The 20,901-nt window shown below is 34.8% G+C and carries 24 protein-coding genes; 9 read left to right on the forward strand and 15 right to left on the reverse strand.

What is annotated here, in order from left to right:
• Positions 1 to 12: 12 nt before the first annotated feature.
• The 5 genes from ODE14_RS06470 to ODE14_RS06490 all read left to right on the forward strand — a co-directional run bounded on the left by ODE14_RS06470 (position 13) and on the right by ODE14_RS06490 (position 1,912).
• Complete coding sequence (locus tag ODE14_RS06470; protein ID WP_241613629.1) at positions 13 to 573, forward strand: helix-turn-helix domain-containing protein; 561 nt, start codon at positions 13 to 15, stop codon at positions 571 to 573.
• A gap of 103 nt (positions 574 to 676) precedes the next feature.
• A complete protein-coding gene (locus ODE14_RS06475; protein WP_105700755.1) occupies positions 677 to 895 on the forward strand; it encodes a hypothetical protein in 219 nt (72 codons plus the stop codon).
• A 136-nt stretch (positions 896 to 1,031) separates the two neighbouring features.
• Positions 1,032 to 1,250, forward strand: coding sequence for a hypothetical protein (locus ODE14_RS06480; protein WP_263603426.1), 219 nt, complete (start codon positions 1,032 to 1,034; stop codon positions 1,248 to 1,250).
• A complete protein-coding gene (locus tag ODE14_RS06485) occupies positions 1,247 to 1,516 on the forward strand; it encodes a heme oxygenase (protein WP_263603427.1) in 270 nt (89 codons plus the stop codon). The genes ODE14_RS06480 and ODE14_RS06485 overlap by 4 nt, the downstream gene beginning before the upstream one ends.
• A 96-nt stretch (positions 1,517 to 1,612) precedes the next feature.
• Positions 1,613 to 1,912 carry a hypothetical protein gene (locus tag ODE14_RS06490; RefSeq protein ID WP_263603428.1) on the forward strand — a complete coding sequence of 100 codons (300 nt, stop codon included), beginning with the start codon at positions 1,613 to 1,615 and terminating at the stop codon, positions 1,910 to 1,912.
• 143 nt (positions 1,913 to 2,055) lie between these two features.
• On the opposite strand, the gene ODE14_RS06495 is transcribed toward ODE14_RS06490, so the two are convergent.
• The 6 genes from ODE14_RS06495 to ODE14_RS06520 all read right to left on the reverse strand — a co-directional run bounded on the left by ODE14_RS06495 (position 2,056) and on the right by ODE14_RS06520 (position 9,402).
• Positions 2,056 to 4,191 (reverse strand): DEAD/DEAH box helicase, encoded by a 2,136-nt coding sequence (locus ODE14_RS06495; protein ID WP_241613636.1) that lies wholly within the window; start codon positions 4,189 to 4,191, stop codon positions 2,056 to 2,058.
• Positions 4,188 to 5,504, reverse strand: a complete 1,317-nt coding sequence (locus ODE14_RS06500) for an ATP-binding protein (RefSeq protein ID WP_241613638.1) — start codon at positions 5,502 to 5,504, stop codon at positions 4,188 to 4,190. The genes ODE14_RS06495 and ODE14_RS06500 overlap by 4 nt, the downstream gene beginning before the upstream one ends.
• Complete coding sequence (locus tag ODE14_RS06505) at positions 5,497 to 7,488, reverse strand: tellurite resistance TerB C-terminal domain-containing protein (RefSeq protein ID WP_241613640.1); 1,992 nt, start codon at positions 7,486 to 7,488, stop codon at positions 5,497 to 5,499. The genes ODE14_RS06500 and ODE14_RS06505 overlap by 8 nt, the downstream gene beginning before the upstream one ends.
• Positions 7,489 to 7,500: 12 nt before the next feature.
• A complete protein-coding gene (locus ODE14_RS06510; protein ID WP_241613643.1) occupies positions 7,501 to 8,391 on the reverse strand; it encodes a BRCT domain-containing protein in 891 nt (296 codons plus the stop codon).
• A 395-nt stretch (positions 8,392 to 8,786) separates the two neighbouring features.
• Positions 8,787 to 9,116, reverse strand: a complete 330-nt coding sequence (locus ODE14_RS06515) for a hypothetical protein (protein ID WP_241613645.1) — start codon at positions 9,114 to 9,116, stop codon at positions 8,787 to 8,789.
• A gap of 28 nt (positions 9,117 to 9,144) precedes the next feature.
• On the reverse strand, positions 9,145 to 9,402 hold the full coding sequence (locus ODE14_RS06520) for a helix-turn-helix domain-containing protein (RefSeq protein WP_241613647.1): 258 nt from the start codon (positions 9,400 to 9,402) through the stop codon (positions 9,145 to 9,147).
• A gap of 640 nt (positions 9,403 to 10,042) precedes the next feature.
• Between ODE14_RS06520 and ODE14_RS06525 the strand changes: the two genes are divergently transcribed.
• The 3 genes from ODE14_RS06525 to ODE14_RS06535 all read left to right on the forward strand — a co-directional run bounded on the left by ODE14_RS06525 (position 10,043) and on the right by ODE14_RS06535 (position 12,697).
• Positions 10,043 to 10,858: a helix-turn-helix transcriptional regulator gene (locus ODE14_RS06525; protein WP_241613649.1), complete on the forward strand. Its 816-nt coding sequence runs from the start codon at positions 10,043 to 10,045 to the stop codon at positions 10,856 to 10,858.
• A gap of 126 nt (positions 10,859 to 10,984) precedes the next feature.
• Complete coding sequence (locus ODE14_RS06530) at positions 10,985 to 11,467, forward strand: DUF6265 family protein (protein WP_241613651.1); 483 nt, start codon at positions 10,985 to 10,987, stop codon at positions 11,465 to 11,467.
• 69 nt (positions 11,468 to 11,536) lie between these two features.
• Positions 11,537 to 12,697, forward strand: a complete 1,161-nt coding sequence (locus ODE14_RS06535) for a serine hydrolase domain-containing protein (RefSeq protein ID WP_263603429.1) — start codon at positions 11,537 to 11,539, stop codon at positions 12,695 to 12,697.
• Between the two features lie 108 nt (positions 12,698 to 12,805).
• Here the strand turns inward: ODE14_RS06535 and ODE14_RS06540 are convergent, their stop codons facing one another.
• The 7 genes from ODE14_RS06540 to ODE14_RS06570 all read right to left on the reverse strand — a co-directional run bounded on the left by ODE14_RS06540 (position 12,806) and on the right by ODE14_RS06570 (position 17,903).
• Complete coding sequence (locus tag ODE14_RS06540; protein ID WP_241613655.1) at positions 12,806 to 13,057, reverse strand: YetF domain-containing protein; 252 nt, start codon at positions 13,055 to 13,057, stop codon at positions 12,806 to 12,808.
• Positions 13,045 to 13,332, reverse strand: coding sequence for a hypothetical protein (locus tag ODE14_RS06545; protein ID WP_263603431.1), 288 nt, complete (start codon positions 13,330 to 13,332; stop codon positions 13,045 to 13,047). Before ODE14_RS06545 ends, ODE14_RS06540 begins: the two co-directional genes overlap by 13 nt.
• Positions 13,333 to 13,481: 149 nt before the next feature.
• Positions 13,482 to 15,197 carry a serine hydrolase domain-containing protein gene (locus ODE14_RS06550; RefSeq protein ID WP_263603432.1) on the reverse strand — a complete coding sequence of 572 codons (1,716 nt, stop codon included), beginning with the start codon at positions 15,195 to 15,197 and terminating at the stop codon, positions 13,482 to 13,484.
• 92 nt (positions 15,198 to 15,289) lie between these two features.
• Positions 15,290 to 16,078, reverse strand: a complete 789-nt coding sequence (locus ODE14_RS06555) for a hypothetical protein (protein ID WP_263603433.1) — start codon at positions 16,076 to 16,078, stop codon at positions 15,290 to 15,292.
• Between the two features lie 380 nt (positions 16,079 to 16,458).
• Entirely contained in the window at positions 16,459 to 16,980 is a 522-nt protein-coding gene (locus ODE14_RS06560) for an ATP-binding protein (protein ID WP_263603434.1), read from the reverse strand.
• 20 nt (positions 16,981 to 17,000) lie between these two features.
• Positions 17,001 to 17,324 (reverse strand): hypothetical protein, encoded by a 324-nt coding sequence (locus ODE14_RS06565; protein WP_241613666.1) that lies wholly within the window; start codon positions 17,322 to 17,324, stop codon positions 17,001 to 17,003.
• An 81-nt stretch (positions 17,325 to 17,405) separates the two neighbouring features.
• Complete coding sequence (locus ODE14_RS06570; RefSeq protein WP_263603435.1) at positions 17,406 to 17,903, reverse strand: Crp/Fnr family transcriptional regulator; 498 nt, start codon at positions 17,901 to 17,903, stop codon at positions 17,406 to 17,408.
• A gap of 416 nt (positions 17,904 to 18,319) precedes the next feature.
• On the opposite strand from ODE14_RS06570, the gene ODE14_RS06575 reads away from it, so the two are divergent.
• Positions 18,320 to 19,477, forward strand: a complete 1,158-nt coding sequence (locus tag ODE14_RS06575) for a serine hydrolase domain-containing protein (protein ID WP_241613669.1) — start codon at positions 18,320 to 18,322, stop codon at positions 19,475 to 19,477.
• On the opposite strand, the gene ODE14_RS06580 is transcribed toward ODE14_RS06575, so the two are convergent.
• Positions 19,449 to 20,063: an alpha-ketoglutarate-dependent dioxygenase AlkB family protein gene (locus ODE14_RS06580; protein ID WP_241613671.1), complete on the reverse strand. Its 615-nt coding sequence runs from the start codon at positions 20,061 to 20,063 to the stop codon at positions 19,449 to 19,451. The genes ODE14_RS06575 and ODE14_RS06580 overlap by 29 nt on opposite strands.
• Before the next feature lie 39 nt (positions 20,064 to 20,102).
• Positions 20,103 to 20,879 carry an XRE family transcriptional regulator gene (locus ODE14_RS06585; protein WP_241613673.1) on the reverse strand — a complete coding sequence of 259 codons (777 nt, stop codon included), beginning with the start codon at positions 20,877 to 20,879 and terminating at the stop codon, positions 20,103 to 20,105.
• Positions 20,880 to 20,901: the final 22 nt, after the last annotated feature.

A 20,901-nucleotide genomic window follows, 5' to 3' on the forward strand; every position in this document is an offset into this window, starting at 1 on the left:
TACGGTAGGATAATGAAGTTATATATAAAATATATGGTAAGCCTGCGCTGCAAAATGGTGGTTCATCAGGAGCTTGAAAAACTGAATATAAGAAATGCCGTAGTAGACCTTGGACTTGTAGAAATATTGGATGATATTACGGATGAACAGCGACAGTTGTTAAAAGAAAATCTCCTCAAAACCGGACTTGAGTTATTGGATAATAAAAAAAGCATTCTGATCGAAAAAATAAAAAATGCAGTCACAGAAATGATCCATTATTCCGAATCTCTTCCGAAAGAAAATTTCTCGGACTATCTCAGTGAAAAGCTTGGCTACGATTACACTTACCTCGCCAATACATTTTCTGAAGTGAAAGGTATGACTTTGCAGCACTTTATCATTATCAATAAAGTGGAAAGGGTAAAAGAGCTCCTTTTGTATGATGAACTCAATCTTACTGAAATCTCTTATAAACTCAATTACAGCAGTGTTGCGCATCTTTCCAATCAGTTTAAAAAAATAACAGGACTTTCTCCTTCTTTCTACAAACAGCTGAAGCAAAAACGGCTGAAAAATTTAGAAGACTTATAAAAAGTGTGATATATGCAAATCTACTTTCGAAATGTATAACAGGATAAGATTAAAATATATCACCTTTGGCTTGTAATAATTCTGTTACATATAAATTCGAATTATGAATACAAGTCACAATAAAGCTAATGAGGCTTTTAAAATTACAGGAGATTGGAAAGAACAATCGAAACAATTAAAAGAAAAATTTTCACAGCTTAAAGATTCAGATTTAGTGCTTGAAAAAGGAAAAGAAAATGAATTGCTGGGAAGATTAGAAAATAAACTAAGCAAAAGCCGTGAAGAGGTTATTAAGATTCTTAATAATACTCAACTTTCATAATGAGCATATTAAATCCAGAGAAATAGTACATATGTTTTGATGGATTTAATAGAAAAAGGGGCAGGTGCTTTTAAAGCCCTGTCCTTTTTTATTTGAAAATATCCTACTATGTTATGCTCCATTTAAATAAAAAAATATGAGACCACCGGACAATTTACAGAATCTTACAAGAAAGATTTTTAAAGTGACGGGTAAAATTCAGTCTTCACATCCAGAATTGTATTTCCTGTTGAATGAAACGCCTCTGTTTATGTCTATAAATCATGAAGATATTACGGTTCAGGATCTAAAGCAATATCTTTCGTCTATTAGAATGCAGCTTGTTACCTTTGAGAAAGAAAAAATAAAAAAATGAAAACAATTATATTATATAAATTTAAAAACTCTTTCACGCAGAAAATGCCTCTCCTTAAAGAAAAAAGTCTGCTTAGTTCACTTAATGATCTGATGGCAATTGAGCTTCTGGATACAGAAATAATAACGGAATATACAATAGATATTCCTGACGATTTTAATTTTGAATACCACACCGATGAAGAATTGTTAGAATTATGCAAGACTTCTAAAAGTTTTATTGATTATCATTTTGTAACAACTTTGAACGACTATGATGTTATCTGATTTTACCAACAAAAGTTTTCAATCATCAGATAATTAGAATTATATGAAAAAAAAGATCTACCTTTTAGGCTGGACGATAATTGTTCCCATATTGGCTTGGATAGCTTAACTGCTGCATTATTTTCCAACGGGGCATTTATATTCTTTAATCCTCACATTCTTTCTTATAGGAGCCGTTCTAGCAGCGGTTATCATTCGGAAATCATTGTTTATCGGGTAGGCAATCCTTATGGAACTTTACTTTTGGCTTTTGCAATAACCGTAATAGAAGTTTCTCTTATTATTTTGATAATGGTGAGTGCAAAAGGTTTAGAAACAATCAGCCTTGCAAGAGATACGGTTTTCGCCGCTGTAATGATTATTCTTACAGGGATTATCGGTATTTGTAATAACTGATTATATAATTTATAAATCAAATGTGGAATGAGATTTCAGGAGATTTTTCATCACATTCTTCAGGAGGTCTTATTACAAATTAATTGAAACTCATAGTTTTTATTTTCTTGTGAAACATAATCAGATCAGATACAAAAGAATTTCTAATTAATTACTAATTGTAAATGCTTTATAAACTCTTCACATTTATAAAAATCGTAATAAGAATTCTTTAATATTTCAATTTGAAATTTTAGAGGTAAAAATTTACCGTATTTCGAAAAATCCAGAATCTCAGGAGTATTCTCCAGAAGATTTTCTAAAATGAAATCAAAATTAATGTTGGATGATTCTATACTTTTTAATTTTAATATAAATTCTTCTTGGGAAGTTTTTATCTCAAAAGAAGAATCCAAGTCGGAGAAAATATTCTTAATTCCTAAAGTATCAAAAATAAGTTTAAGCGTTCTGTTTACTTTTGAGCCTGTAAAAGAGTAAAATGTAAGATTTCTATTAGTTGAAAGTAATGGTCGTTCTTTGATAATATCTGAAAAATCAAAGACTGAAAATTCTTTCTGCATCTCCGATATAACATCCTGACTTGGTTCATCAAGAAAATCATATTCTTTTTTAGAAATCAGTACTTCCAGCATTTTTTCTCTGATTTTGTCTGCGATATTGGCAACGTTGCCCTCAAAGACTGGTTTCTTACCATCTTTTGCTGGAATTACTTCAATTTTCTTTGATTTTAAGTCAATTGCTATGATTTTCCAGATTCTTGCAGATAAGTAAACATTTTCATCTTCTCTAATCTGTAGGGTTAGTGGAATTTCACCTACCTTATTTCCTTTATAAGATACTTTGAATAAATTTTCGGTTTGGAAAACACTGTAAAATTCTCTGTTATTAACAATTTTCTCTCCTTCAATTCCTAAAATCAGTTCTGAACCGAGTTGTTCAAGAAGATCTTTTTCAATCAGGAATGCAATGATTTCTTCGATTTCACTTTCCAGTATATTCTTGAAAGCACAGTTATGATGTAATTCACTAAGCAAATTTGGTTTTAACATTCCAGAGCTCCCTTTTACGATGGAAAGCGTCTGGTGGAGTAAAACATCATAAGGCTTTTCATTCAAAGAAACCGGCTCAATATATTTCTCATCATATAAAAGCCAACAAGCAACTGATTGTAATAGTGTCCAGCGATTTGTTGCATATAAAAACAAATTACTTGCTTTGTCATCTCTTCGTCCACTCCTTCCGACTCTCTGGATTAAAGAAGCAATACTATGTGTAGCATCAATCTGAACAACCTGGTCTACACTTCCAATATCAATTCCTAATTCCAATGTTGAAGTACAAGCAATGCTGAAATTCTGATATGTGTGATTCTTTGCAAAGAATTCTACATATTCCCGCACTTCTTTATCTACGGAAGAATGATGGGAAAAGTAATTCTGATGTCCTCCGACTTTATCAGAAATCTTTCTCAATTTAACAGCAACTTCCTCAACTCTTCCCCTGGCATTTGGAAAAATCAACGATTTGCTATTTCTTGTTTGGATATATAAATCTTTTAATAATTTGAGAGGCAGTTCTGCACCGCTGCCTTCAAAATATCTGAAGACTGCATTAATAGGTTTGGGGTTTGTATCCCGTATGATTTTTGTGCTCTCAACGTCTCCGAGGAAACTTTTCAGTTCTAAATATTGATTAGAATCACTGACGGTTGCAGAAAGTGCTATCGTTTTGAATCTGGTTTTATTTATTTTTTGTAAACGTGATAAAATAGATTGCAATTGAACGCCTCTGTCGGAACCTAAAAAAGAGTGAACTTCATCAATTACTACATATTCTAATGAAGCAAACAAATGTTTTAAGTTATAGGGTTTATTAACAAACATTGCTTCCAAAGATTCCGGTGTAATCAGAACGATTCCGTTCGGATTTTTCAGCAGTTTATCTTTCTGACTTTTGCTCGCCTCACCGTGCCATTTGGTTACACTGATGTCCAAATATTCACACAATTCTTCAACACGACGGAACTGGTCATTAATCAAAGCAATTAATGGAGAAATGTAAAGCACTTTCACACCCTCTTCTTTAAAATCTGTTCTTGATAAAATGGGTAGAAAAGCAGCTTCCGTTTTTCCGGAAGCTGTTCTGGAAATTAACACATAATTATTCTCAGTTGATAATATTCTTTGGATTGCTGCTTCCTGAATCGGTCGCAACCTTTCCCAGCCTTTGTCTCTGACGTATTTCCTAATGGGTTCAGAAAGTAGATTGAACGCCGTCATAGTTCTTCAATACTATCCAGGATATTCAAGTCATTTGGCCGTTCGTCTTCAATTTCAATATCTCCAAACAACTGCTTTTTGTCAACATCCGGGTTTTGACGAATGATATTTAGAATATTCAAGAAATCACGAATAACTTCTCTGGGTGTCAAGAACTCTGATGCACCTGGCTTGTTAAATATTTCTTCCATAAAAGCAGAAATCTCTTCATCAGAAATACTGATTTCAGTTTTGTAATTAAAATCAAAGATTAATTTCAATTTTTTTAAAAGAACAAATATTTCGTTATGGTCCAAAGGCGTAAGTTTGATGACAGGCTGTGCAAAGTCACGCATTTCCAAAGTTTCAAATTTGTTAGTCTGCAATCTGGATTTTAATGCCTGGTAACTAAACAAACCTCTTCTTTCGTTTTCAAGAAATTCTCTTGTCCCGGCAAAGTTGATGAATAGATTAGACACCTTTCCCTGAAAGCAGTCATTGTAAATCGTAAGAATTTTCTCATAGTTTTTCTCACGCATTACGGAGGTGGAAATTTTGTAAAGGTTGATAGCTTCGTCAAGATTTATCATAAATCCGCTATATCCCATACTTACAAACAATTTGCAGAAATTTTTGAGCATATCATAAAAATTCTGGTCATTTATAATCTCCCGCACACCCAAATCCTGCCTTGCTTCGGTCTTTGTTTTATATTCTCCTTTCAGCCACTTTAATGCATTCCTTCTTAAAAATTCATCATTTTTGATATAGCCTTCATAATATTTAACGATGACAGAACCAAAGTCAAAACCACCTACTTCTGTGATTTCATTGATGGTTTTCATTATGCTGTTTTGAATGAGTCCAAGATATTCTTCATTACGGATATCAACCAATGAAATATTGTTTTCCTGTGCAGTTTTTGAAATAACCTGCTCTATCCACTTTTCCAATAATGTCTGCAAAGCACCTCCTTCCGGTTTGGTTTGGATGGCAATATTATCCATAATTGCCGAATATAATAAAACACTTTTTCCATCATTTGCATACAGTCGGTTATCCGGAGTAAAGTCTGCATTTGCAACCACAAATTTTTGTTTTAGTGCTACGGTATTAAGCAAATGAAGCATAAATGATTTACCGCTTCCGAAGTCTCCGATCCAGAATTTTGCAATACTGTGTCCGTTCTTTACATCATTCAGTGCGGTTATAAAGGCCTCTATTTCCTCTGTTCTTCCTACTGTAATATGCTGCACTCCAATTTTTGGAACAACTCCTCCTACAAGAGAGTTAATAATAGAGGTAGCTTCTTTAGGTTTAATATTATCAATCATTGTTTAATAGTTTTTTGTAATAATCTGGGGATATGGTAAATTGGTCATCTTCTTCTTCAATCAATACATCATCCAGTGTTTCATAGCAGGATTCATTAATTGAATCAATTACCGAGCTCATCATCTGGTTTTTACTTTTCATTACTTCTTCCAATTCATTTCGGGAAATATTGAAGCTGTTTTTTTCAAAAATTTCTAATACTTCTTTCTGAAGTTCTGAAAGGCGTAAATCTGAATTAAATCTTGATATAGCGGATTCTTTATTATTATCGCCGGTTATATGAATCTGAACTTCTCCGGTTTCATTTTCTTCTATAGAATCAGATGTTTTTATTTCATCCTCCAATTCGTCCTGAAGATATTCATTCAGAAGATTGACCGTTCCGGAATGCTGTTTCTGAACTTCTTGTATTGAGTTTCTATCGATAATAATTTTTTTCCGTTTTGGCTCATATACAGAAGCTATTCTTTTCAAGGCATTTTCAAGTTGCCTGTCTTTAATAAAATCATTCAGAATCTCTTCAAAATCTCTCAATTGTTCATCAGTTTTAAAAAGACTTTTCTGAATGGTTTTATTCATCTGCTTGTTATCAAACTTTGATGATTTCAAATCGGAATCTATGTAATAAACGTAAAGCTTAAGAGAACTTGGCTTATCCTGTTTCGCCATAAACTTGGAAGCTTCATAAAAAATATTTTCTACCGAAGGATTTTTTATGTTTTCATCGGCTAGTCTGATAATTTGATTTTCAAAGTCGGCTATATCCGTATAAGTTTGTGTTATTGTTTCAAATTTAGATTTCCAACGGGTGGTATTGCTTTCGTTCAATAATTTTTCTGTTTCAGTATCAGGAGAAACAATATTCTTCTGGTCATCAATTAAGAACACATCTAATTTTGAAATCACTTTTTCATAGTATGATGTAAAAATTTCAGGTGAACTGTAATTAAACTCTGCTGTCAGTTTCCTTTTATTTGAGTAGACCTCTCTGACATTGTTTTCACTTAATTTCAGAATGTGTCCATAAATTTCACCTTTTACAGAGTCAAAAGTATATTTATAATTTTGGCTTCCTTTTCTATATCTGTAATATTTTCTCACAATCAAATCAGACAATTCATCCATCAGGTTAACGAATGAATTATCACTAGAAACATAATTGCTCTGAAGAAATTCCACAGCTCTCAAAAACTGCTTCAGGATTTCAGTTTTACAGAATTCAGCATTATTAAAAACATTAGTTTGAAGCCAAATTCTGTTTAGGATTTCTTCTTGCTCAGTTGAAAGATTAAGTTTTTTCTTATATGTTTTACCAAGCTTCCAGTAATCATAATCATATTGTTGATTTTTTTCTCTGAAATGTTCAGCTTCGTCATCCATATTATATTCTTCAAGCTTCTGTAGCAGAAATGACACACCGTATGATTTTGTTCGCGGAAAAGTATTTCCTAACATTTCCAATTGATGCTCGACTTTTTTATAATCTTTATGAACTTCAAAATCGTTTAATAAATCAAAAAGCAGAATAAAAGCATAGTTGGTATTTCCATTGAGAGACAAAACATTCCCTTTTAAAAATTCCGCTCTGAATTTGTCATAAAAATTTCGCTGCTCCTGTGTAGCATAGTTAATTTCATCATAAGAATATACATATTGATGCGGCCAATAAGGAACAGAAGAATAAGATGATGACGAAGACGAATACTCTGACGTAATCTTTATATTACTTATCAAAGTGCTCATCAAATCAGATACATCAATAATTGAATCATCCTTCATATTAGATTCTACAGAATTTATCTGGTTTTTAGGTTGGGATGGGGGGATCTCGTTTCTTTTTTCGATATACTTTTTTTGAGGTTGTACTTTTATAGGATTAGAACTTGTATTCTTAAAAGTTACTTTATTTTTAGGTTTTTTCTTTTGGTTTTTGCTTATGGTAATGATAAAAAATAAAATTACCAGAATGATAAAAAAAGTCATATTCTCCTACGTTTATATGGCGTCAAACACATCAAATTCGTGAACCAAAACAATGGTATGTCCTGACTTTCTCAAGTCCAATGCTTTTTCTACTTTTCTACCATAGCAGGCATAGCTCCAGCAAGCATTGCTGGTATCGCCAATAATCAAATAATCTGTTTTTTTTGAAATAGAATTTACAGGAATGCCTCCTTTATCTTTAATGGCATTCTGAAGTTCAGTTCTGGTTCCTCTGCTGAGAATTCCTGTGACACAGAACGTTTTATTTTCAAAAATAATCTCAGGATCAACTGCGCATATTCCGGAAATATTTATATCGGCCGTTGCTCTCTCAATTGATGCTTTTACCTCACTATTGCTAAGTTCAACGAATTGCTTGATAAATGCCATCAGTATTAATCTCTCGTCTTCATCAATCTTCTTATCAGAAACCACCGAAAGAACAAGACTTCGTATTTCATCATAAGGATAATAGGAATTCAGATGCTCATTTTCTGAAAGCCATTCGTGAAGTTTAAAAATTTCTGTATCATTGAGTTCTCCATCAGATAAGATTCCGTGAAAAATCCCTTGGAGCTGTTGCAAATCAGAAGTAATACCATTATAGTAGATACTGTCGTGTTCATATTTTTGACAAAGCCAATAAAGGTCTTCGATAGCTTCCTTTGGCGGAATACCGTTTGACACTGTATTATCAATCAGCGACATAAATTCCCGAAAAGGATTTCTGTTCACTAAATAATGGTGTTCTCTTGCCCATAACTGCAATTCCTTCATCTCATAAGAGTCTATTTTATCATCGGAAATGATTCCTAATAAAATTCCTTTGAGAGAATTGATTGCCTTATCAGCTCTTGCTTTAACGGTCACGATTTGCTGTTCCGAGTTTTCAAAGTTTGCCATAGTTTTTAATTCCTGTTTATTAGAGATTCCAATATTTGGAATCTAGCAAAATTAAATTATTAGTTTTAGTGAGATTTACGGTTTTCCGTAATTATAACTTTTAAATCTTTAAAATTAATTAAAATTTTGATTAAACTTAAATTTTGGGAAATTTATGAACGTCAAAAAATATGGTACAACCACATATATATACAAAATAAAATAAGAGTATTGGAAAGAAAGATATCACTATTTTTTATTACAACTTATCTGTTGAATCTTTTTATTAAAACCGTTTTAGTTTATAAATTATGAGTAAATAGGCCTTTAAAAAAATGGAACTCAGTATAGATTAACGTTAATGTTTCACTCTCTTAAGAAATCCCAAACACTGATTGGGATTTCTTATTTAGAAGCTAGTAAGTTTTATTTTTCCTTCCACCAACCTTCAACTCTCCACCAAAATCCACCATCACCACCTGACTTCCCTGAAACGGATTATAAGACGGCTGATAATCAATATAGCCCGAAGAATGAAGATTCTTCAGGCATTTATGGTAGGTAGCTTTTGAACGAATTTTACTAATGCGCATCACCTCATCACGGGAAATACTGACCGGATTTCGGAAGCGGCTGAAGTTCCAGAACTGGAATAAGGCTAAATAGAGGCTGATGTGTGATGGATTAAGCGAATTGTCCTGAGCCACCTTTTCGTAGAAAGCCGTGAGGTGTTTAATATAATTCATAATTTGGTTTCGGTGATGTGAAATATCATTACTTCTTTTTCAGCATTTCTTCGATGTCTTTGTAATTGTAATATAGTGTTCCGCCAATACGAGTGTAAGATAAGGTTCCATTAATGCGGAGATTTTGCAAGGTTCCGGAAGAAATTTTCAGAAGTGCTTTGACCTCTGACGAACGCAGCCATAGTTTCTGCTGGGAAATTTTTATTTGAAACAGGTTTTGTAGGTCTTCCAGCAATTCGGTTCTAAATTCCTGAAGGTCTTCTTTGGTGATTAGGTTTACGATCATAACTACTTCATTTTTGTTTTTGACTTAGTTTTCTTCTACAAAGTTGTAGCATTAAAACATTGAAAACAATAGTGTTAGAGGAGTGTGGGCTAAATAAGAACAATCTGGATGATGCAGGAATCTTTTGGAGATTAAAAAAGAATAAATTGGAATCTACCATATTGTTTACAATGAAAAAAGACGAGTTCCGAAGTCTTTTCCCCTTTTGCAAAAAGGCAAGAGAGTCTTTGGATGTACAACTTGAAAAGTTTGTATATACAAAGACACATCTTGCTACTTATACCGCTATTTTTTTCAGAGCTCTGAAATGAAACTGCATTTAATTGATTATTAATAAGTTGCAATAATTACTTTTGAAAAGAAAAAAAGCAGAAAAAACAATAACATCAGGGTTGTTCAATTTTTGAGCCGCATTAACAGTACCCGGCTCAAATTCTGAGCCGGCTTTGGGATGAGCGGCTTACTTTTTGAGCCGGTTCTAAGCTGACCTGTGCACATTTTGCGCAGGTTTCCAGCTAACCTGTATTTAAATTACGCAGGTTTATGATAGATTATCCATCAATCTCTTGTGCGAAGATTGATTATATTTGAATCACTATGAAGTTTTTAGGTAGAATAATTTTTATCAAAAAGAAGCCAAATGAATTACCAGACATTTGAACCGGATCAGGACTTGACAACATTTATCAGATGTTATTGGACATTGGAAAGCCCGAAAGAAGAAACGCCTGAAAAGCAAACCATCGTTCCTGACGGATGTATGGAGATGATCTTTCATTATGGTGATCTATACAAACAATACTTGAATAATGGGAATAGCATTATCCAGCCCAGATGTTTTGTCATCGGTCAACTGACACGACCACTTGACATAGAGCCTACTGGCGAAACCGGAATTTTCTCCGTCCGCTTTCATCCGGAAGGATTTTTGCCTTTTACCATTAATTCCATAAAGGAGATGGAAAATACAGCCGTTTCATTGGAAAAGCTGTTTGGAAAGGATGGGCAGGAAATTGAGCAACAGGTTTTAAATGCCAATTCCATTCTGGAGAAAATAAAGATTGTTGAAAAATTTTTACTGGATCGACTGACTGACATAGAAAACATTGACCGCATTGTCAAATCAACGGTTGAAACGATTATAACAGCCAACGGGCAACTCTCGGTTGACGAATTGTCCACGCTTACCCAAGTTAATCGAAGACAATTGTTACGGAAATTTTCTTCAGCCATTGGTCTAAGTCCGAAACAACTATCCAGGACAATTCGATTACAAGCTGCGCTCAAAATGTTGTTGAATGATCAGTTTTCCAACCTCGCTGAATTGGCTTACGAAAACGAGTATTACGACCAGGCACACTTTATCAAAGAATTTAAAGAATTTACCGGATCTACGCCCAAAGAATTTTATGGCACTCACCTCAAAATGTCTTCACTTTTTTACGGAACGGATTAGACTTGTCCCATTTTTACAATTTTAGTTTTCAAAAGCATTGCAACTTTGTCATCTAAACTTTCAGCAAGGAAGTTATCCCGTGTTTGGAAATTAAATAAAATGATAATCATTCAATGAGCTAAAATTATGAAAACAGGAACAAAATTTTTTATTACGGTTGTTAGTTTGGCTATTCTATATGCCTGGACAATAAAAAGGACAAACGACATTCAAAAAGCTGAATGGCTGATTGGGACCTGGGAAAATAAAACCCAAAGAGGCAGTATCTATGAAACCTGGACCAAGGCTGGCAATAATGAATTTTCGGGAAAAAGTTATAGTATCAAAGACCAAGACACGATTGTTTTTGAAAATATCCGCCTATTGCAGGAAAATAAAAAGTTGTTTTACATTCCGACTGTTAAAAACCAAAATGATGATTTGCCTGTTCGTTTTGCCGCCAAAACCATTTCTGAAGATCAATTGGTCTTTGAAAATCCACAACACGACTTTCCGCAGATCATCGCTTACACAAAAATCACTTCAGATTCATTGATAGCCGAAATTTCAGGAACAAAAAACGGACAGAAACGCAAACAGACCTTTCCAATGAAAAGAGTGAAAAGATAAAAACGTAATTAATATTTTATTGCAGCTGATTATTATTTCGGATATTTGAATATTGGCTAATTAAAATTTATGGGAAATACTATTCACCTAAAAAGCTTCTTCTCATTTACCTTGTTGATCGTCTGTTTGGGAATGATTTTCTCTTGTTCGGCAACCAGGCACTCTCAGAATTCAATTCTTCATACGACAGATCCGATGTATGAAGAAATTGAAACATTAAGTAATGAGCTTACCGTAAAGAATAATGTTCCCGGAGTTGCAGTAGCCGTAATTCGGGATGGAAAGATTGCCTGGATACAATCGAGCGGTTATGCGGATCTTGCAAGCAAAAAACCAGTAACTTCTGAAACGATCTTTAATATTGGCTCTATTTCCAAGCTGGTATCTGCCTGGGGCTTTATGCAGCTTACTGAAAAAGGTCTTATTAAACTGGATGATCCCGTTGATCAATATCTAACCCGGTGGCATCTGCCGGAATCCGAATTTGACAGATCAAAAGTAACACTGAGACGGATCTTAAGCCATACCGCAGGACTTTCGGTCCACGGTTACGGAGGATCAGACCAAGGAATAACACTGCTTAGTCTGGAAGAATCATTAAACGGAAAAACCAAACGCAATGGTGAAACCGTACATCTTATCAGCGAGCCGGGAACTAAATGGGACTATTCCGGGGGAGGCTACACTCTTGCACAACTGCTCCTTGAAGAGAGAACGAAACAGAGTTTTGCCACCTATATGAAAAGTAATATCTTCCTGCCACTTGGAATGAAGAATACCAATTATGAATGGACAGCAGAAATGATGGCTACTTCAGCAACGGCATATGATGAGAATGGTAATCCTATAAAAAACCGGATCTTCACTGAAAAAGCAGCGGCAGGACTTCAGACCACGATCAAAGATCTGGCACATTTTGCAGAATTGTCAATTAACCGTGATCCAAAACAATTGAATAAAGTTTTGAAACCTGAAACCATCAAGTTAATGGAAAAGCCTGTCCTCCCATCTTCCAACGAAGGTGAAAGCGGGCTGGGATATCGGTTTATGAATTATGAAGGTTTCAGAACCATAGGGCATACCGGCGAAAATGTAGGCTGGAGTGCAGCTTTATTTTTGGACCTGCCAACTAAGAGCGGTATCATTATTCTATGCAACGGATCTAATGGTGACCGGGTTTGGTTTCCGATCTACCAAAGCTGGCTAAAAACAGTTAAGACGAAAAAATAGATTTTCAAAATAGTGCCTCCTAAAACGATTCTTTAGTGAAGTAAAACTGTTAAATACAAGTATCAAATTGTTTCATAAAGATATTACTTCGTACAGAGCATCTATGTTTTACTGACCGTCAGGAATATCAAGATCCTCTAAAGAACTTTTACCGCCTGGAGTATCCGATCTTTTGATGACACTGATCTCTCCATTGAGCTCGATGACAACTGCCAGAACATCATCTAACTTTTCAATTCCTTCCTGACGCACTACAGCGTTGATTTCATCAACCGTTATAGCCTCGGTGCTCATATTGTCTTTGAGGTATTTGCCTTTATAGAACAATAAGCGTGGAGAGGAATTGATCAGATGTTCCATCTTATCGGATGTACTGGCAGTTTTGCGAACAGGTATTGTAATGCTATTATAAGAAATAACACCATTACACCTTCTGCTAAGGGAACCATCGCAAGCATCATATAGGCCAATGTGGAACCCAGAGCGACCGTGACCACAAAATCAAAAGCGTTGAACTTGGCCAGTGTCCTTTTACCTGAGATCCTGATGAAAAGGAATAGAATGACAAAAGAGGCAATCGTCATCAGTGCGACCTGTCCAAGTTTTTCCCAATTTTCAAGTAGCAAATCTTCCATTTATTATCTTTATCATTAGTGTTGATAAAATAATGCCAGAAATGACCTGAAATGAGAATGGTCTTCACACAAATGTTTACGATACAATCTCTTCTTCAAAGTTGTCTACCGACTCTGTGTGAACAAATGCAATATTAGCTGTTGATATTTCATCTGTCCTTTCTAAATGTCAAACCCGCAAAGTCAACTACTTTTTGGTCATCTTTTTCAGAGAAGCTAACATTAAATCCTCCGAAACCCGCATTTATGCCACAGGTAACAGCATGATCAGGTGTTATTATACGTAAAGGTATATGTCTTACACTACCAAATGTTGTAAGCTTCATCATCAAAACGTTGTCTTCCGATATATAAATTTCAACTTCTTTGAATTTTGTATCGCCAATCAGCATTTGATATCCGAAATGCTTGTATTTTCCAGTTTTATTCTCCCACACAGAGCGATCGACGTTTTTGAGTTTTAGTCCGGATTCGTACTCACGATCTCCAATTCTTTGAAATAAAAAATTTTCGTTATTCACTTTCTTGAAAACAAATCTTTTGTTGCTCCTTTCCACTAAGCTATCATTTGGAAATATTTCAGTAGGTAGAAATTCATCCCTCGATAAAGGAGTGAGAAAATATTGTCTTTCCCCATCAATAAGCCTAAGACGGTCTTTTTCTAAAATGACCTTTATATAATCTTCGTCTTGAGCATAATTACCTAAATACCTTTTCAGGCTGTGCCGGGATAATCTGATATGAGTTGAAGAACTATGAATTTTTCCTGTTATGGGAGCAGGAAACAGGTCGCTGATACTCAATTGGTACTTGTTCAGGAAACTGAAACAAAATTCTTCTGCAATTGCGCCACCTTCTGCTGAGTTTGTCATTACAATCACCGCAAATTTACTTTTGGGAATCAATAGCAGTTTTGCCTGTGCAAATCCGGCACTTCCCGCATGGTACACAGCAAAATTGGAATCATTCTTAAACATAAACCATCCTAATCCTTTTTTATTACTTTCAATAGGTACATTTTGGTTTTGCAGTGAAAACATTTCATGAATAGTTCGGGAATCTATTATCGAAGAACTTTCTCCGTTATAGGCTTTCATCAGTTCGATCGCATATTTGGAAAAGTCATTGATGTTGGTATAAATCCCGCCGGATGGAATATCCCGCAATTCATATTCTTCCACTTCATTTCCACCAAGATAGATCTTCGAACGATATTTTAAGCCATCCATTGCAAATCCGGATCGGCTCATGCCAAGCGGGGCAAAAATATTTTGATGGACATAGTCCGCATAATCTTGTTTGCTTACTGCTTTCACCAAAGTTCCTAAAATATTATAACCTGCATTTGAATATAAACCTACCATACCTGGCGGATAGGTAATATAGGTATTATTGATATAACCTAATACGTCAGTGTACTTTCCAGATCTCAGATCTGAATTCTTCCATATGTCGGCTTGAATACCTGATGTGTGGGTAAGAACGGATCTTATCGTAATATCCCTTATGTCGATATTTTTTGTTTTAGGCCTGAAATCAGTGAGATAGCTGTTTAATGGATTGTTTATATTTAATGATCCTTTTTGCTGAAGCTGCATCACGCTTAACGAAGTAAATGTTTTGGTTATTGAGCCCATATTGACGACCGTATTGGCTGTCATGGGTACTTTGTTCAATTTGTCTGCGTATCCGAATCCGTTTGACCAGATCACTGAATCATTTACGATGATCGCAGCACTTAGACCAACGATGTTTTTGTTTTGCAGCAGATTCTTATTAAAGAATTCGTCAGATGATTGCGCGAGTTTCCTAATACTGAAGCTATTATCTGTCTGTGCTTCAGTCTTTGAAAAAATAAAAAACACAAAAAGTATAATTGATGATCTACTTAATTTTTTGAATGGCATCTTTATTCAAGTTTCAGCGGTTTTATAATAACCCTTGTTAGTTAAAGGGTTTATTTATTCTCAATTTTTTCCAAGCTAATTATAATTTTTTCATCTTTAGGAAGTAAATATTGTAAACGAACAAATCCCAATTGTTCATTGAAATACGATGTTAAAAAAGTTTTTCCAATTTTCGAGGAACAACTCGATTTTGTCTCAATTGTATTTATGGTACCAAATGGTAATATGATCTTTTTATCTTTTAGCGTGTTTTCATAAACACATTTCAGGTTCAATTTACCTTTCCAGGTAATGTCTTTTAATTCGTTCCAATGTTCACCAATTTTTAAATTCCATTTGTATTTTTTAGACTCATTAGGTTTTACGTATGGAAATGGCGAAAATTGTAATATTTGGAAAGCATTCATTCGGAAAGGATGCAACCAGACATTTGTATTATTTTCTATAACACCGGTAAGTTCACTGGTTATTGTTTTTTTATTAGAATTTAAATGAGATAAAATAATTTCTGTTTGGCTATAATCCGGATGGTCTTGGAATATCGGACCTTTTGTTTTCAGTGTTTTGATACTCAATAGATCAATTGCCTTATCATCTTTTGAATTATATTTTAATAATGAAAAAATACTGTCACTGTCAATTTTATATTTCAATGAATCATCGCCTTTAACTATCTGATAAGTATAAAAGTATTCTCTATTGGATAAATATATATTATTATCATAATTGTAAGGATTTTCATTTTCATTATTTTGTGGATTCTCAATAAAAATACCTTTAGATGAAATGCAGGAGTTCAGTAATAGTATTAGACTCAAAAAGCTGATCGATCTTATCATTTCAGTGTGATAGTGTTTGTATTAGCTTGCAGATAATGGAACAAATATGGACGAAGTGCCTGAAGGAGACTTCCGATGAGCAGTCAAATCAACATGATTATTCTCATAACTATTTGTTTTTGAAGGTTTCAAATTCAAATATAGTTATTTAAAGAAGCCGAATAGGGAAAAAGTGAATTATAGCGTACGAAATTACCCGTCGTCAATTTTTTGCTCAATTAACTATTTTTAGAAGTGCGGGCAAAAATGAAGGAAAGGTCCAGTTTCAACCAAACGAGGCTAATACATTTTCAATGCAGTGAAATTATAGAAAGAAAACGTAATTGAAAAGTAGTCGCGACCAAATATTACAAATAGAGAATAAGAGTGTAAATAAGGTTCTATTTTTCCATATTAGTTATCTTATCCAATATTTGCTTTTTCCGGTTCTCTAAAGTTCCGGTTACTTCAAGGATTTCATTGCTGAAATCTCCGATCCAATCCTCTAAAATATCATTTACTTCCTGTCTTAGATTCGGCAGATCCGATTCCTGGCAAACTATTAGATCAACTTTTTCTATGGGGACAAAAACCAAAAGGTCAATCTCAGCAATTGCCGCGGACATCTCTTTATAGAGATCGGATATATTTTTCTTTTTGCCAACCGCATAAACATACGCCAAGAGGTCTAATGGACAACGGTCAAAAATCACATTGTCTCCACTATTCTGTAGCTGGTCTACAGAAAAATTGAATTGCTCAATATAATCGTCCAATGTCGGTATTTCTGAAAACAAATATCCTTCCTTCTCAAGTTGTAAGTAAGGTTCAATTATAAATTCATGATCAGGTAAACTATCAGCGATCTCTTCTGCCAAAGTTGTTTTTCCGACTCGATGTGAGCCTGTAAAATCTATTCGCATAATGAATGTTTTAAAACTTTTTAATTCAATGTTTCTCCAAAAGTTATTAAATTATTATCGGGGTCAAGAATGGAGAATTCTTTTTGTCCCCAAGGTTTTTCCGCTAAATGACCATTGGGATGTATCGGAACTTTATTTTCAATGAAAGTATTGTACAGGTTTTCGATGGATGTTGTACGGATATAGATCTGCCCATAATTGTCGTCCGGAACAAGATCTTTAAATTCAAAAAAATGCAATTGCAGATCATCTTTTTGTAGCATTAAGTAATGATCAAATTCATTTCCGAAAACCGTAAAACCTAATTTTTTATAAAAATCTGAAGTCAATTCTTTTTGCCTCATTGGCAATTTTCAATAATATCAGTGATCATTTTTTTTCTTTCAAATTTCTATAATTAATCTCGAAGAAGCACTTGACTGAAATCAAAAAAACACATTAGCCCTTACCCGGCTCAAAGTTTCCTGGCGCATTTTCAAATAAGAAGCGATCATATTCAAAGGGAAAATTTTTATGATCTGAGGTTTATTGCTAAGAAGGTAATTATACTTTTCAGTCGGATTCAGATTGCTGTCATAAATATGGATTTTAGTAGACAAAGAATTGAAGATCTTGTTGAGTTGCAAAAAGTTTTGAGAAATCGAGATCAGTTTATGTAAGCTTTCCAACTTTAGCTCTACAACTTCAGATCTAGCAAATGCCTTTATCATTGTATTAGAAGGAATTTGATTTGTCAAACTATCAAAATTGAAAACCCAATCATTCTGAATATTTAGATCAATAATTTTTTCTTCATCATCTATTGTTTGAACTTGAAAAAGAGCTCCGGTTTTAATAAAGAAAACCGATTTTGAAATTTCACCTTCGGCAAGTAGAATTTCATTTTTTTCGACGGTTTTGATTTCAATATTCTGATTAAACAATTGCACTTCAAAATCCGAAAAAACTCCCAGGCTTCTTAACATATTCTAATAATTAGCGATCAGTTATCAAATTTACACAATAATCACTTCTCTTTAATTTGATCCAATCTATTCTTTATAGATTCGATGGTTCTCAGTCCGTTAGTTTCGATAAAATGGGCTAAAAGCAACTTTCGGCGGACATTTTTCATTAGTGAATCTCTATTTTGTTTAAGTTCAATGTAGAAATTGGTAAGCAAATCTGCATGCTTATCAAAACGGATAAGTGACACCTAACTTTCATCGTCTGACTTTCTTTTATACGTAGACTATCCTTTGACTCAGACTGATGCAATCATCGTTAAGGAAAGTGATTATCATGTAACAATTTGATTGTTACGATTGTCATTAGTGTAAGTAACCACTAAATATTTCAAATGAAAAAGCCATTTCAGATCATCAAGTTAGTATTGCTGCTCTCTGCAGTATTATTTTCACAGCAGACGATTGCTCAATTACCAACTGATAATCGGTTAAAGACGCCTTTAGATTCATTGGTACAGCGTTCAGTTGCTGCGTTTATGCAAAATAATTCCAGAGTCGGTATTTCAGTAGGTATCATAAAAAATGGGAAGAAGTTTATTTATAATTACGGCTCGACTCAAAGAGACAAGCAGGATCTTCCGACAGAAAATACCATATACGAACTGGCTTCCATTACAAAGACATTCGGTGCTACGCTACTGGCAAAGGCCGTTCTCGACAAGAAGGTAAAACTGAATGATGATATAAGAAAATATCTGAAGGACGACTATCCTAACTTGGAATATAATGGAACACCGATCACTTTGCTGAATTTGGCCAATCTTACATCGGGACTACCCAATTGGATGCCTGATAAGGATCTATTTGGAAAGGCAGACCCGGACGATATACCCTACATTTTAGATTCTGTCCATACGATATATAGCGGACAGGATCTCTATCGGGATCTCCATCAGGTGAAATTAAAGGTGTTACCAGGAAGTATTTCGAGGCATTGTAATACCGCAGCACAATTGTTGGGATACATAATGGAGCGTGTTTATAATGACAATTACGAAAATCTTCTGAAAAAATATTTTGCAAAGCCATTAAAGATGAAAAATACCTATCTGCTGAAATCCGGGGAAGTCCCATTAAAAATGGCAAAGGGCTACGATGGCAAAGGGCGAATAATGCCTGTGATTGATTGGGAAGACCTTAGAGTAGCAGCCAGCATCGCATCCTCCACTTCAGATATGTTGAAATATATGGCCTTCCAACTGAATGAAAAAGATCCCGTTGTATCTCTGAGCCATCAGCCTACTTTTGGTAAAATGGAAGACGGAGCTATTGCACTCAACTGGAAGGTGAAAAAAACAGAAGATGGCAGGAGAAGTATCTCACATACAGGAGGAAGCCTGGGATTCAGCAGCTATATGGTCTTTTATCCTGACTTGAATTCCGGTATTGTTCTGTTGTCAAATGAAGCCGACCCAGCCACACAAAATGAACTGATTAATTTGGCAGACAAGATAATGATCCCTATAACGCGTGGATCAACCGGAAGGTAAGGTTTATCCTTGGTTCCATTTGTAATCTGGATTTAGCGATCCTGTGCTCCCAATGTTCCTGAAGATCTCCCTTCATAATAAGCAACGAACCGTGAGGAAGCGGCAGACTGTATTTGCTTTGATGATGATCTTTTTTCCTGAAATCAAAATTTCTGGTTTGCCCAAGGCTAATCGATGCGATAACAGGTCGTTTACCATAACGGCTCTCCTTATCCCTATGCCACGCTACTGAATCATTATTGTCACGGTAAAGGTTCAACAGCACACCATTGAATTGATAGCCGAATTCTTTCTCTATCCTTTCTTTCAAAGAAAACAATTCAGGAGTCCAGGAATTGGAACTTAAAGTATTGTTATCTGCAGAATCATATGATTTCCTGTCATCACCATACCAAGCTGTCAGACGCGGTGTTATTACTGTTTTGTCGTACATTTTCTGAGTACGCTGTTCCCACGGTGCAGAATGAAGCAGTTTATCTTTTAAAAGATCAGCTTCATCCCTATTTAAAAAATGTTCCCTGAATTCCAAAAGGTCTTTCGGAAATTCATATAATTCTTCGGAATTGAATAAGGTTAACTGCTCCATAATCTATAATTCTTTTTATGTTACCTTCTGCTCTAAAGCTCAATTCTTATTTCCGATCTTTTCTTTGATCTGTTTTATATCAGTTTTGATCTCTGCAATGAAGCTTTGAATATTACGCTCTGCAAACTCATCAGGCGCATATTCTTTTGTACTGATACTACAGGCAAATTCCCAGATCTCTTTGATCTCAGGTAATGGAATTTTATAAGGTTCGTAAAAACTATTGTCAGCCTTGACCCAAATTCCATCCGCTTCGTGAAACTGAAATCTTTTATAACTGATACCATTATTAGTAGTAATAAAAACATAAGTCCGGTCCGTTTTAAGATCAGAAAGATTTTCAACATATCTTCCCACGATATAAGTTCCGTTCTTATAGGGAGGCATGGAATCCCCGTCAGCAGGAAATGCCCTGAACTTACCGCCCTTCAAGAACGGTAAAGATATGGTATCAAGACCTTCTATGTATTCCGGGTCACTATAACCGTTCAAGTACCCCATTGAAGCCTTTTGCGGAATGATCTCGATCTGATCGTTCCCATCCTGATCGACCCTGATAGGCAGAACGCTCCTGTTGTCAGGAAGTTCCATGATCTCATCGATGGAATATTTGCTGACATTTATTTTCAGCAGTAGATCGATACTGATATTATAATATTTCGAGATCTTGACCAAGATCTCAAGAGGTGGCTCTGTGGCATCGTCTTCATATTTTGCGTACCTGCCACGGGTTATTGAAAGATCATCAGCAACCTTCTGTTGTGAATGGCCCAGCTTACCTCTCAAATACCGCATATTTTCTGATAAAATTGACATTGCTATGATTTATAGCAACAAA

It is taken from the genome of Chryseobacterium sp. PET-29, assembly GCF_025736815.1.
Taxonomy (GTDB): Bacteria; Bacteroidota; Bacteroidia; order Flavobacteriales; family Weeksellaceae; genus Chryseobacterium; species Chryseobacterium nepalense.